This window comes from Paeniglutamicibacter sulfureus, assembly GCF_030512175.1.
In the GTDB taxonomy this organism is placed as follows: Bacteria; Actinomycetota; Actinomycetes; order Actinomycetales; family Micrococcaceae; genus Paeniglutamicibacter; species Paeniglutamicibacter sulfureus.
Genome location: NZ_JAULBL010000001.1, coordinates 871,168 through 884,068 on the forward strand (window position 1 = coordinate 871,168; position 12,901 = coordinate 884,068).

Consider the following 12,901-nt stretch of genomic DNA (forward strand, 5'->3'; position numbering starts at 1 on the left):
GGTCCTTCCTTCTCCGGGTGGATTCCATCGACGCCCTTAGGCCAAGACCTTGGACAGGAAGGCCTGGGTTCTGGGTTCGCGGGGGTCCTCCAGGACCTGCCTGGGGCTGCCGGATTCCACCAGCTGCCCGTCCGCCATGAAGTGCACGACGTCCCCGACTTCCTTGGCGAAGCCCATTTCGTGGGTCACCACGATCATGGTCATCCCCGAAGCCGCCAGGGAAGTCATGACCTCCAGCACCTCCCCCACCAGCTCCGGGTCGAGCGCGGAGGTCGGCTCGTCGAAGAGCATGAGCTTTGGCTTCAGGGCCAGGGCCCGGGCGATGGCCACGCGTTGCTGCTGGCCCCCGGAGAGCTGCGCGGGGTAGTGCTGGTACTTGTCTGCCAATCCCACCCGGTCCAGCAGTTCCATGCCTTCGGCCATGGCCTTCGCGCGCGATTTGCGCTGCACGATGGTCGGTCCCTCAATCACGTTCTCCAGGGCGGTCCGGTGCGGAAACAGGTTGAATTGCTGGAAGACCATGCCGACGGATGCACGTTGCCTGGCCGTTTCGTTTTCCTTCAGCTCGTGCAACTTGTTCCCCGAACGGCGGTATCCAATGCGCTCCCCGTGGACCCACATTTCCCCGTCACTGATTTTTTCCAGGTGGTTGATGCACCTCAGGAACGTGCTCTTGCCCGAGCCGGATGGCCCCAGCAGGCACGCGACCTGTCCGGCCTGCACCTCAAGGGTGATGCCCTTGAGGATTTCCAGGTGGCCGAAGGACTTGCGCACATTGTGGGCGCGCAGGACTGGTTCGTTCATTTGCTTGGCTCCAATTCCGGCTCGATGCTTGGCGCTGCCTTTGGTCCCGCGCCGGGGCCGGTTGCCGAGGCAGCGGGCGCCGCGGGCTTCTTGCCCTTGATGGGTGAGAAGCCCCGTTCAAAGTGGCGTTCGATGAAGTACTGGCCCACGGAAAGCACCGCGGTGACCGCCAGGTACCAGATGGCCGCCACGATGAGCAGCGGAATGGTCTGGAAATTGCGCGAGTAGATGATCGACACGCTGGTCAACAGCTCCGAGTACCCAATGACGATGACCAAGGAGGTGTACTTGAGCATGCCGATGGTCTCGTTGCCGGTCGGCGGGATGATCACGCGCATGGCCTGCGGCAGGATCACCCGGCGCATGGTCTGCATCCTGGACATCCCGATGGCCTTCGCCGCCTCGGTCTGGCCCGTGGCTATGGAGCGGATGCCCGAGCGCACGATCTCTCCCATGTACGCGCCCTCATTGAGGCTCAGGCCCAAGAGCGCTGCGGTGAACGGGGAAATCACCGAGTTGGTGTCGATACTCAGCAGCTCCGGTCCGAACGGGATGCCGAGCCCGATGTTCGGGATCAGGGCCGCCAGGAAGAACCAGAAGAGCAGTTGCACCATTAGTGGCGTCCCGCGGAAGAACCACGAGTACGCCCAGGCCGCGGTGGACAGGATCGGATTCGCAGAGAGCCTGCACACCGCCACCACGATCCCCAGCACGATGCCGATGAGCATCGAGATCGCCGTGAGCATCAGGGTCCGCCCCAGGCCCGCCAGCACCGGCTTGGCGAAGAGGTACTCGCCAACCACGTCCCAGTGGAAGCGTTCGTTGGCAAACATCGAGTAGATCAGTATCAGCAGGATGCCGACGACTGCCACCGCGGCAATCCAGCGGCCCAGATAGCGCGCCGGCACGATGACCAGCCCGTTCTCCCGTGGTTCCGGGGCCCGAGTTGTCATTGCTTGACCCCGTTGACGGGGAAGGACTCCATGGTGTGGTCGGCCATGTTGTACTTGGCCAGGATCTTGTCGTAGCTGCCGTCGGCCTTGATGGCCTCGAGTCCCTTTTGGATGGTGTTCATGAGCTGTTCCTGGTCCTTGGGGAAGACTATGCCGAAGGCAAGGTCCTGGTACCGTTCGCCCATGGCCAGGGCGCCCTTGGACTCAGCGGCAATGACCGACCCGGAGGTCGAATCGACCAGGAAGGCGTCCACGCGGTTCGACTGCAGGGCCAGCACGGCCTGGTTCTGTCCGGCGAAGATCGTGACCTTGACCGCCTGCTTGCCGGCTTCCTCGCACTTCTTGGAGGCCTCGGCTGCGTCGGCGTCCTCGGTGGTGCCCTTCACGATGCCCACGTGGGAGCCGCAGAGGTCATCGAGCGTCTTGAGTTTCTCTGCGTTCGCTGCCGAGGTCATGACGCCTCCTCCCGCGGAGAAGTAGTCGATGAAGTTGACCTGCTTCTGGCGTTCGACGGTGTCGGACATCGCCGACATGGCCATGTCGTAGCGTGCCGAGGCAAGGCCCGGGATGATCGCGTCGAAGGCGATGTTGTCGAAGTCCATGGTGACGCCCAACTGCTTCTCCAGCTCGTCGGCGATTTCCCTGTCGATGCCGATGACGGTGGTGCCGTCCGTGTCAAAGGATTCAAATGGCGGGTATTCGACGTTGCTGGCCACGTTGATGGCCCCGGATTTTTGGACCTTCTCCGGCAGTTGACTAAACAGGGGCGCACTTGCGTTGGCTGCGGCCGGATTCTCGGCTTCCGCGGTCCCGCCGCATGCGGAGAGCGCGAGCATGCCGGCCAGGGCAAGTGCACCAAGTGCGCCGGAACGGATGGTGCGCGTGGAGTTTTTCATGGTGGGTTCCTCCTGATGGATGCGTACTGAACTGCTGGAGCGGATGGGGACTTTCATGTGGGTGAATCCGTCGGATTCCGTGACGGGCACGGGCTTTTTGGGCATGGGCAGTAGAGCCACCGACTTCAGTGGTGCGCTGGGGGCGTTGCTGGGTTGTTCGGCTAGCCGGCGAGAACCTTGTTCACGGTTTCAACGACCGATCCGCTGTGCACCAAGTCCAGGGCCTTCCGGACCCGTGGATACATGACCACGTCGGCGAGGATATGGTCGATCGGCCGTCCGTCGGCCGACTTGCTGCCCCGCACCAGAGCCAGCGCGGCCGCGCTTGCCGCGCCCGGGCGGGCATCCCCGGTGTCGGGGTGCGCGGCACGCAGTTCCAGCGCCTGGGCGGCCATGAGCAATTCGATGCCGACCACGGATTCGATGTTGGCAACGATCTGCCGGGCGTGCCGTCCGGCGTTATTGGCCATTGAGACGTGGTCTTCCTGGTTGGCGCAAGTGGGGATGGAATCGACCGAGTCGGGGTGGGCGAGGGTCTTGCAGTCGGACACCAGTGCCGCGGCCAGGTATTGCGGCAACATATAGCCGCAGTCCATGCCCGTTTGTTCGCTGTCGATCAGCATGTCGGGCAGCCCCCGGTTCAGCGTTCCGTCGTCAAGTCGGAAGAGCCGGCGTTCGGTGATGTTGCCGATCTCGGTGACCACGATGGAGATGAAATCGGCGGCGAAGGCCACGTACTCGGCGTGGAAGTTCCCTCCCGAGACGGCTTTGAGTTTGCGGTTGTCGGGCAGCGACGGGAAAATCAGCGGGTTGTCGGTGGCCGCGTTGATTTCGTTGTCGATGATCCCGGCCGCGAAGGCCAAGGTGTCCTTGATCGGGCCAAAGACCTGCGGGATGCAGCGCAGCGAGTAGGCGTCCTGGGGCGGCTGGCGGACCGGGTCGGTTGAGGCGTTGCCGTCAATGAGGGTGGACCCCGACAGCAGTTCGCGGATGCGCGCCGCGACCTCGATTTGTCCGCGCTGTCCGCGGGCCTGGTGCAACTCGTCAATGAAGGCGTCACCGAACCCCATGAGCGCCTCGATGGTCATGGCCGCGGTGATTTGTGCCGTTTCCAGCAGGTTCTGTGCGTCGTAGAGGGCCAGTGCCGCCTGGGCGCAGGAGAACGAGGTGCCGTTGAGCAGGGCGAGTCCGTCCTTGGCCCCCAGCGGGAGCCGCTCGATGCCGGCGTGGCGCATCGCGGCGATGCCGCTGACCACCTTGCCGTCCAGCAGGGCCTCCCCCGAATCCAGATCCACGTCTTCGCCGGTGTGCGACCGCGACATCACGATGGCCACGTGGGCCAGCGGGATGAGGTCGCCAGAGGCGCCGAGCGAGCCGTACTCCGGAATCGCCGGGCAGACCCCCGCATTGAGCATCCGGGCCAGGGTGCTGACGATTTCGGGCCGCACCCCGGAGTATCCCTGGGTCAGGCTGACGATGCGGATGAACATCGTCGCCCGCACGACTTCCTCGTCCACGTGACGCCCCACGCCCGCGGCGTTTGAGAGCACCAGGCGCCGGGACAGTTCGGCGGCGTCGGCCGGCTCGGCGAAGGCCTTGCGCCCGGCCAATGACCCGAACCCGGTGTTGATGGAATAGATCGGTGGTGTCTGTTTGCCCGGTCCCATCGCATCGACGATGCCGTCCAGCCATTCCCGACTGGGGGCCATGGCGTCGAAGACCGCATCATCGATGATTACGGGGCGTCGATGCCGGGCCACCTGAATGAGGTCGTCGAGCGTGGCACGGTGAACGCCAATGGTCACCGGTGCCGTTTCAGCCAATACTGCTGTAGTCATCAAGGGTCTCCCTGGTTGATTTGTTCGGTGTGCACTCTTGCAATGCCTGGGTAAGTTTGTTGGCCGATTCCTGCATGACGCGCAGCGTGGAGGAGATCCAGAAGCGAGAACCGCACGTTGCCTCGGGACCGGCGACGTTGATCGAGCAGACGACTTCTCCCTGGCTGGTCACCGGGATGGCGATGGACAGCGATCCCTGATCCAGTTCGCCGCGGGAAAGCACATATCCGGAGGACCGGGTCTGCGGAATGGACGCCAGGATTTGCTCGCGGTTCATGGTCTTGGCGGTGAACCGGGTCATGGATCCGGTGAGCACCTCGTGAACCACTTCCGGGGGTGCCCAGGCCAGCAGCACCCGCTGCCCCGCCCCCGCATGCAGCGGCAGCAATTCGTTGACCGCGAAGGAGTATTTCAGGGACTTCTCCGGTTCCACACGCCGAAGGCACATGGCCTGGGAACCAATCCGCACGATCATCACGGCCGTTTCCCCGACCTGGTCCACGATTTCGCGAAGCACCGCATTGCCCACCTCGGCGAGGTAGGACTGGGCATGGTGGCGGCCGGCGGACCTAAGAAGCGCCGGGCCCGGCCGGTACCGTCCGTCTTCCTCGCAGACGAAATCCTGTTCGCGCAGCACCTTGAAATAGCGGTACGCGGAGCTTGCGGGAATGCCGAGCTTCCTGGACACGGCCTCGACCGAGGCGTCTCCGTGTTCAATGACCTCGGTCAGGATTCTCAATCCCCGTTCAAAAGACGTTGACATGTCCCAAGCCTCCCTTCCAACCCAAGATGCGGTGTGATGCGCGACATATTCTTGCGCACTGATTCGATGTTGCACGCTGCGGGAGCGAAGGACAATTCCGACTCTCACATAGTGAGAACCACGCTTACTCGCTGAACCGCGGCACGCTAGGTTGAGGGCAGTCACCACGATCTCGGGAGGTACCCATGGACTCGACCCTGGCCGCTGCCACAGCGCCGATATTTACGGAAGACCCCTATTCCCCGGCGCATTTGGCCGAACCATATGGGCTCTTTGAACGCATGCGCGACGCCGGCCCGGTTGTACTGCTCAAGGAGCACGATGTCTTGGCCGTGACGCGCTTCGATGAGTGCAAGGAAGTCCTGGAGGACTATCGGACCTTCATCTCCGGCGCGGGTGCCGGGCCGCGGAACCTTCACCGCGAACCCAGCTGGCGGGCCCAGGGCATCATGGAATCGGATCCCCCGATCCACACCCAGATGCGCCATGCCATAGCCGGAGTCATCTCACCCCGCGGGGTCCGTTCGCTGCGCGCGGGTTTCGAGGAGTACGCCACCGAGCTGGTCGACGAGCTGCTGGAGCGCGGGGAATTCGACCTGGTCAAGGACCTGTCGGAGGTTTTCCCCCTGCGCGCGTTTGGGGATGCCGTCGGTATTCCGCGCGAGGGCCGGGCCGAGAACCTCCTGGCGCTGGGCGCTGCCAATTTCTCCACCTTCGGACCCGACACGCCCCTGGCCAGGGAGCATTTTTCCGCCGGGGCCGGCACCAACGACTGGGCCATGGCCAATACCGCCCGTGAACGGCTGCGCCCTGGCAGCCTGGGTGCGCAGATCTGGGACCTCGCAGACCGCGGCGAGATCACCACGGACCAGGCACCGCTACTGGTGCGGGCCATGCTCTCGGCAGGCCTGGACACCACGATCTTCTCGCTGGGAGCCACGTTGTTGGCCTTGGTCCGCCACCCCGGGCAATATGCGAAGGTCCACGAGAATCCCAAGCTCGTGAAGTTCGCCATCGACGAGGCCTTCCGCTATGAGTCGCCGTTTCAGTCCTTCTACCGCACGACGAGCCAGGCCGCGGAAATCGGGGGCATGGCCATCCCGGCCGATACCAAGGTCGCGGTATTCGTTGGCGCCGCGAACCGCGACGAGCGGCGCTGGGGGCCGACGGCGAACGAGTACGATATCGCCCGAGCAGCCGGCGGGCACCTGGCATTCGGCATGGGCATCCACCAGTGCGTGGGCCAGCCGCTGTCGCGACTCGAAATGGACGTGCTGATCACCGAACTGGCGCGCCGGGTGAAGAGCATCGAGTTGACGGCCGAGCCCGAGCAATTCATGCACACCACGCTACGCGGCTGGAAATCCATTCCGGTGAGGGTCGCCGCCGCTTAGGTGGCCATGGCCTTCGTGGAAGCGACCGGCGCGGTGTTCCCCGAGCGGTTTGCGGGGACAACGCGCCGGTCGCGTACAGCGGTGCCGGCGGCTTCACCCCTCGCCCAGGCGCACGTGTTGCGGACCTAGTTCCGACAGGGTGCGCACGCCCAGCAGGGCCATGGTTTGCCGAATCTCCCGTTCGAGGATCTCCAGGGCGCGTTCAACCCCTGCCTGTCCCCCGGCCATCAAACCGTAGAGGTAGGCCCTGCCGATGAGGGTGAAGTTCGCCCCTGCGGCCAGCGTCGCCACCACGTCGCCGCCGCTCATGATTCCCGAATCGGCGATGATGAGCCGGTCCGGTCCCACGGCCGCGCGGATGGCAGGCAGCTGCAACACCGGCACCGGCGCCCTGTCCAGCTGGCGTCCGCCATGGTTGGAGACCACCACGCCGTCGACGCCGTGCCCAAAGCATGCCACAGCGTCCTCCGGGCCCTGCACTCCCTTGACGATCAAGGTGCCCGGCCATGCCTCCCGCACCCAGGCGAGGTCGGTGTAGTTCAGGGATGCGTCAAACATCGTGTTGAACTGGGCACTGACGTTTCCCGTGTTGTCCGGAAAGTTTGCGAAGCCCAGCGGTTCGGTGGTGAGGAAGTCCAGGCACCAGCCGGGGCGCCTGAGCGCATCGAGAACGGTTGAAGGGCCGAGCGTGGGCGGCAGCGTCATGCCGTTTCGTTGGTCCCGAAAGCGGTTGGACGTCACGGCGGTGTCCACTGTCAGGAGCAGGGCACTGTAGCCGGCTTCCCGGGCCCGGCGCATCATGGCCAGGGACGCCGCACGGTCCTGGCCGAGGTACAGCTGGAACCAGCGGGTGCCCCCTGGTGCCGCGGCGGCGGTTTCCTCGATGGACACGGTACCCATGGTGGAAAGGGTGAAGGGTATGTTCTGCCGTGCCGCTGCTGCTGCCCCGGCGCGTTCTCCGGCGGCATGCATCAGGCGGGTCAGTCCGGTGGGGGCGATGCCCACAGGCAACGAGAATCGCCCACCGGCCACGGTCACGGAGGGGTCCACCGCGCTGACGTCGCGCAGGATCCCAGGTAGCAACTCGGTGTTCCGGTACGCACGGTAGTTCCGTTCCAAGGCCTCTTCGGCGTAGGAACCGCCATCCGCATAGTCGAAGGCCGCAGTGGGAGTGCGGCGCTTGGCAAGCCTTCGCAGGTCTTCCAGGTTCAGCGCCCCACTCGCCGGACCCTTGCCTGGTTTCGGCAATGACTTGAATTTCAACTGGGCGAGGGCCGCAGGAATCCGGGTGAGGGAACGTTTCATGATGCGAAGCGACCTGCCTTTCGAGCGTGGAGGACACTGTCCTCCACGCATCCTAGGCATCGGCGGGGCATGGCGTGCAAACGGCGTTCCCGCCGGGCGAGAAGCGGCCGAGGCCGGTCGGCGCTTAACGGCGAACGGCGGTTGGCCACCGGAAAACCGGATGTCCAACCGCCGTCAGCGGATACTACAGGTGCATTAGAGTGCGGCGAAAACTTCGCGCAGCAGCGTTGCGGTTTCCGACGGGGTCTTTCCGACCTTCACGCCTGCAGCCTCAAGTGCTTCCTTCTTGGCCTGTGCGGTACCGGCCGAGCCCGAGACGATGGCGCCGGCGTGGCCCATGGTCTTGCCCTCGGGTGCGGTGAAGCCGGCCACGTAGCCGACGACCGGCTTGGTGACGTTGGCCTTGATGAAGTCGGCCGCACGCTCTTCGGCGTCGCCGCCGATTTCGCCGATCATCACGATGGCCTTGGTCTCCGGGTCCGCCTCGAACGCAGCCAGGGCGTCGATGTGGGTGGTGCCGATGACCGGGTCGCCGCCGATGCCGATGGCGGTGGAGAAGCCCAGGTCGCGCAATTCGTACATCATCTGGTAGGTCAGGGTGCCGGACTTGGAGACCAAGCCGATCGGGCCCTTCTGGGTGATGTTGTTCGGCGTGATGCCGACCAGTGCCTCACCCGGGGTGATGATGCCGGGGCAGTTCGGGCCGATGATGCGGGTGACCTGGTTGCCGTCGGCGTCGACCTTGGACTGGGCCAGTGCCCAGAACTCGGCCGAATCCTGAACCGGAACGCCCTCGGTGATGACAACGACCAGGCCGATGCCTGCCTCGATGGCCTCAACGACTGCATCCTTGGTGAATGCCGGCGGCACGAAGACGATGGAAACGTCTGCGCCGGTTTCGGCCATGGCTTCCGCCACTGCGCCGAAGACCTTGATCTCCTTGTCGCCGTGCAGCACCGTGGTGCCGGCCTTGCGGGCGTTGACGCCGCCGACGACGTTGGTGCCGGCCTTCAGCATCAGTGCGGTGTGCTTGGTGCCCTCGCCACCGGTGATGCCCTGAACGATGACCTTGGAGTCCTTGTTAAGGTAAATGCTCATGTTCGCGTATCCCTACTTACTTCGCTGCGTTGGCGAGCTCGGCGGCCTTGTCGGCGCCCTCGTCCATGGTTGCTGCCAGGGTGACCAACGGGTGGTTGGCCTCGGCCAGGATGCGGCGGCCCTCTTCGACGTTGTTGCCGTCGAGGCGCACGACCAGCGGCTTGTTGGCGGAGGAACCGAGTTCGGCCAGCGCGCCGACGATGCCCTTGGCAACGGCGTCACACGCGGTGATGCCACCGAAGACGTTCACGAAGACCGACTTGACCTGCTTGTCGTTCAGGATGACGTCCAGGCCTGCGGCCATGACCTCGGCGGAGGCTCCACCGCCGATGTCCAGGAAGTTGGCGGGCTTCACGTTGCCGTGGTTTTCGCCGGCGTAGGCAACGACGTCAAGGGTCGACATGACCAGACCTGCACCGTTGCCGATGATGCCCACTTCGCCGTCCAGCTTGACGTAGTTCAGGTCCATTGCTTTGGCCTTGGCCTCGAGCGGATCCGCTGCGTCCTTGTCCTCAAGCTCGACGTGGTGCGGGTGGCGGAACTCGGCGTTCTCGTCGATGGAGACCTTGCCGTCGAGGGCGACGATGTCGCCGGCGCCGGTGCGAACCAGCGGGTTGACCTCAACCAGGGTTGCGTCTTCCTTCTTGAAGACGTCCCACAGCTTCAGGATGGCGGAGGCGACCTTTTCGGTCAGCTCCGGGGCGAAACCGGCGGCGGCGACGATCTCGTCGGCCTTGGCCTGGTCGATGCCCACGGCCGGGTCAACTGCAATGCGGGCCAGGGCCTCGGGACGCTCAACGGCGAGATCCTCGATTTCCATGCCGCCTTCCACCGAGCACATGGCCAGGTAGTTGCGGTTCGCGCGGTCCAGCAGCACCGAGAAGTAGAACTCCTCGGCAATGTCGGCGCCCTGGGCGATCATGACCTTGTTCACGGTGTGGCCCTTGATGTCCATGCCGAGAATGTCGGTTGCGTATGCGAATGCCTCGTCGGCGGTCTTTGCGACCTTGACGCCGCCGGCCTTGCCGCGGCCTCCGACCTTTACCTGGGCTTTAACAACCACGACGCCGCCGATTTTCTCGGCTGCTGCCTTGGCTTCTTCAGGAGTGTAGGCAACGATGCCGGCCAGCACGGGTACGCCGTGCGACTCGAACATATCGCGCGCCTGGTATTCATACAGGTCCACGGGCTTGTGTCCTTCTTGTCGAAGTCTATGCTGACTCAAGGCATGGCTCCGTAGGCACGGTTCCATGCGTCGAGGGGGTAGAGCCCAACCTGGGATAAGGCCAGGCTCCTTGCTCAGCCTAACGCCTTAGCGCCCAATGGCACAGTTCTACATTCGGTAGAGCCATCGGGCGCGTGAGTACCGACACAACCACATCACCGCAGGTCCGAACGGATGTGTCGACAATGCCCGGGAACCGGCTAGTCAGCCTTGGTTAGCGGGGCGTATCGCAGCAATAGGCGTTTCTCGGCATCGGCGAACTTAACCTTTGCCACTGTCTTGTCCCCGGCACCCTCCAGCGCCAGAACCACGCCTTGGCCGAAGGTCCCGTGTGTCACCTTGTCCCCCACCGACAAGGAAATGATTTCCTTGTTTGGCTGCACACGGCCCTTGGCCCGCGCCGGGGGCGCGGTGCTCAACGTGTGGATCTCCGGGGCGCCGGAAAGCCTGCCTCCGCCACCGCTGCCGGACCCTGCGCCCCAATAGGAACCCGATTCGTAGCGGCTGGTGGCAAAGTTGTTGCGCCCGCCGAAGGACTCAAAGCTGGCCCGCTTGGTGCCCTCGCGTTTCCAGTCCACCAGACTCCCGGGGATTTCCTCGAGGAACTGGCTGGCGGGGTTGTATTGGGACTGGCCCCACAGGCTCCGGTATTCGGCCCGCGTCAAGTAGAGACGCTGGCGGGCACGGGTGAGCCCCACATAGGCCAGTCTGCGTTCCTCCGCCAATTCCTTCTCGTCGGTCAGCGAGCGCTGGTGCGGGAAGATCCCGTGTTCCATGCCAGTGAGGAAGACCACCGGGAATTCCAGCCCCTTGGCCGTGTGCAAGGTCATGAGCGTGACCATTCCCTCACGGTGCGCCATGTCCACGCCCTCCGCATCGTTCGGTGCCTCGGGGATGGAATCGGCGTCGGCCACCAGCGCCACGCGTTCCAGGAAATCCGTAAGCGTTCCCTCGGGATTCTCCTTCATGAAGTCCCGCACCACGGCCACGAGCTCGGCGAGGTTCTCAACGCGGGATTCGTCCTGTGGGTCGTTGGATGAACGCAGCATTTCCAGGTAGCCGGTCTGCTCCAGGACCGCTTCCAGCGCATCGGCAGGTCCCGAGCCCTCTGCGACCACTGAGAGGTCGTCAATGATCTTCACGAAGGCGCCGATCATGTTTTGCCCGCGGGTTCCGAGGCCGGGGGCGTCATCGGCACGGCGCAGCGCCGCCATGAAGGAGATCCGTTCGCGTTCGGCCAGCGCGGCCACCGAGTATTCGGCCCGGTCCCCGATCCCGCGCTTGGGTTCGTTGAGAATGCGCCTGACGTTGATGTCGTCTTCCGGGTTCACCAGCACCCGCAAGTAGGCCAGGGCGTCCTTGACTTCCTTGCGGTCGTAGAAGCGGGTTCCGCCAATGACCTTGTACTTCAGGTCCACGCGGATCAGCTGTTCCTCGAGGGAACGCGATTGCGCGTTGGTGCGGTAGAAGACGGCAACGTCCCCGGGGCGGATGCCTTCCTCGTCATTCAGGCGCAGGATCTCATCGGCGATCCAGCGGGCCTCGTCCGACTCGGACTCCCCCACGTAGCCGATGATCAGTTCGCCGTCGCCCTCCGCGGTCCACAGTCGCTTTTCGGGGCGGTCGGGGTTGCGCTTAATCACTTCGTTGGCGGCCGAGAGGATCGTTTGCGTCGAACGGTAGTTCTGCTCGAGCTTGATCGTTTCGGCGTCCGGATAATCCTTGGAGAACTCGTTGATGTTGCGGATGTCCGCGCCACGGAAGGCATAGATCGATTGGTCCGAGTCGCCCACCACAGTCAGTTCGCCGCCGGGAGTGGGGCCGTCCGGGCCGGTCAGTTCACGCACCAGGGCGTACTGTGCGTGGTTGGTGTCCTGGTACTCGTCGACCATGACGTGGCGGAAACGCCGGCGGTAATTGTCGGCGACCGCAGGGAAGGCGCGGAAGATGTTGACCACGTGGGCAATCAGGTCATCGAAGTCCAGGGCGTTTGCGGCGCGCAAACGCTCGGTGTAGCCGCGGTACACCTGGAGGACGGCCGAGGCGAACGGGTCATTGCCTGCGACTGTGGCGGCATATTGTTCATCGTCAATGAGCTCGTTCTTCAGCGCGGAGATCTTGTGCGCGATCGACTTGGGCGTGAACTTCTTCGGATCCAGCTCCAGGCCCTTGGCCACCATCGTGATCAGGCGCAGGGAATCTGCGGAGTCATAGATGGAGAAGCTGGACTTCAGTCCCACCGAAGCCGCCTCCCGGCGAAGGATGCGCACGCACGAGGAGTGGAACGTTGAAACCCACATTTTCTTGGCCACGTCTTCACCCACCAGGGCGGCGATTCGCTCACGCATTTCGGCCGCGGCCTTGTTGGTGAACGTAATGGCCAGGATCTCGTGTGGACGTGCCCGACCCGTGGCCAGGAGATAGGCAATGCGATGTGACAGCACCCGGGTCTTGCCCGACCCGGCCCCGGCGACAATCAGCAACGGGGAGCCTGCATGCTTGACCGCCTGCTCCTGCTCGGGATTTAAACCGGCAAGCAGCTCTTGGGTGCCTGGCAATTGTGGGGCTGGAGCGGGCGCGACGAAGTCATCGAAAAGGAAATCCATGATGTGCCCTAGTCTACGG

10 protein-coding genes are annotated in these 12,901 nt (G+C 64.2%); 1 reads left to right on the top strand and 9 read right to left on the bottom strand.

The genetic code is table 11. The features are described from left to right. Positions 1–36: 36 nt before the first annotated feature. The 5 genes from Q2T94_RS03810 to Q2T94_RS03830 form a co-directional block, all read right to left on the bottom strand. Positions 37–804 carry an amino acid ABC transporter ATP-binding protein gene (locus Q2T94_RS03810; RefSeq protein WP_264268508.1) on the bottom strand — a complete coding sequence of 256 codons (768 nt, stop codon included), beginning with the start codon at positions 802–804 and terminating at the stop codon, positions 37–39. Next, positions 801–1,757: an amino acid ABC transporter permease gene (locus Q2T94_RS03815; RefSeq protein ID WP_264268509.1), complete on the bottom strand. Its 957-nt coding sequence runs from the start codon at positions 1,755–1,757 to the stop codon at positions 801–803. Before Q2T94_RS03815 ends, Q2T94_RS03810 begins: the two co-directional genes overlap by 4 nt. Beyond that, complete coding sequence (locus Q2T94_RS03820; RefSeq protein ID WP_264268510.1) at positions 1,754–2,653, bottom strand: ABC transporter substrate-binding protein; 900 nt, start codon at positions 2,651–2,653, stop codon at positions 1,754–1,756. Before Q2T94_RS03820 ends, Q2T94_RS03815 begins: the two co-directional genes overlap by 4 nt. A gap of 161 nt (positions 2,654–2,814) precedes the next feature. Further along, on the bottom strand, positions 2,815–4,491 hold the full coding sequence (locus Q2T94_RS03825) for an HAL/PAL/TAL family ammonia-lyase (RefSeq protein ID WP_302262951.1): 1,677 nt from the start codon (positions 4,489–4,491) through the stop codon (positions 2,815–2,817). After that, positions 4,469–5,254: an IclR family transcriptional regulator gene (locus Q2T94_RS03830; protein WP_264268512.1), complete on the bottom strand. Its 786-nt coding sequence runs from the start codon at positions 5,252–5,254 to the stop codon at positions 4,469–4,471. Before Q2T94_RS03830 ends, Q2T94_RS03825 begins: the two co-directional genes overlap by 23 nt. A 185-nt stretch (positions 5,255–5,439) precedes the next feature. Here Q2T94_RS03830 and Q2T94_RS03835 point away from each other — a divergent pair, with 185 nt between their 5' ends. Continuing rightward, a complete protein-coding gene (locus tag Q2T94_RS03835; protein ID WP_264268513.1) occupies positions 5,440–6,648 on the top strand; it encodes a cytochrome P450 in 1,209 nt (402 codons plus the stop codon). Positions 6,649–6,741: 93 nt separating this feature from the next. Here the strand turns inward: Q2T94_RS03835 and Q2T94_RS03840 are convergent, their stop codons facing one another. From Q2T94_RS03840 to pcrA, 4 genes are all read right to left on the bottom strand, one after another. Then, positions 6,742–7,953 (bottom strand): alpha-hydroxy acid oxidase, encoded by a 1,212-nt coding sequence (locus Q2T94_RS03840; protein WP_264268514.1) that lies wholly within the window; start codon positions 7,951–7,953, stop codon positions 6,742–6,744. Positions 7,954–8,148: 195 nt separating this feature from the next. Continuing rightward, the gene (gene sucD / locus Q2T94_RS03845; protein WP_264268515.1) at positions 8,149–9,051 is read right to left on the bottom strand and encodes a succinate--CoA ligase subunit alpha; all 903 of its coding nucleotides are present in this window, start codon (positions 9,049–9,051) and stop codon (positions 8,149–8,151) included. Between the two features lie 16 nt (positions 9,052–9,067). Continuing rightward, positions 9,068–10,237, bottom strand: a complete 1,170-nt coding sequence (gene sucC / locus Q2T94_RS03850) for an ADP-forming succinate--CoA ligase subunit beta (RefSeq protein ID WP_217388367.1) — start codon at positions 10,235–10,237, stop codon at positions 9,068–9,070. 239 nt (positions 10,238–10,476) lie between these two features. Continuing rightward, complete coding sequence (pcrA, locus tag Q2T94_RS03855) at positions 10,477–12,882, bottom strand: DNA helicase PcrA (protein ID WP_302262952.1); 2,406 nt, start codon at positions 12,880–12,882, stop codon at positions 10,477–10,479. Between the last annotated feature and the right edge of the window lie 19 nt (positions 12,883–12,901).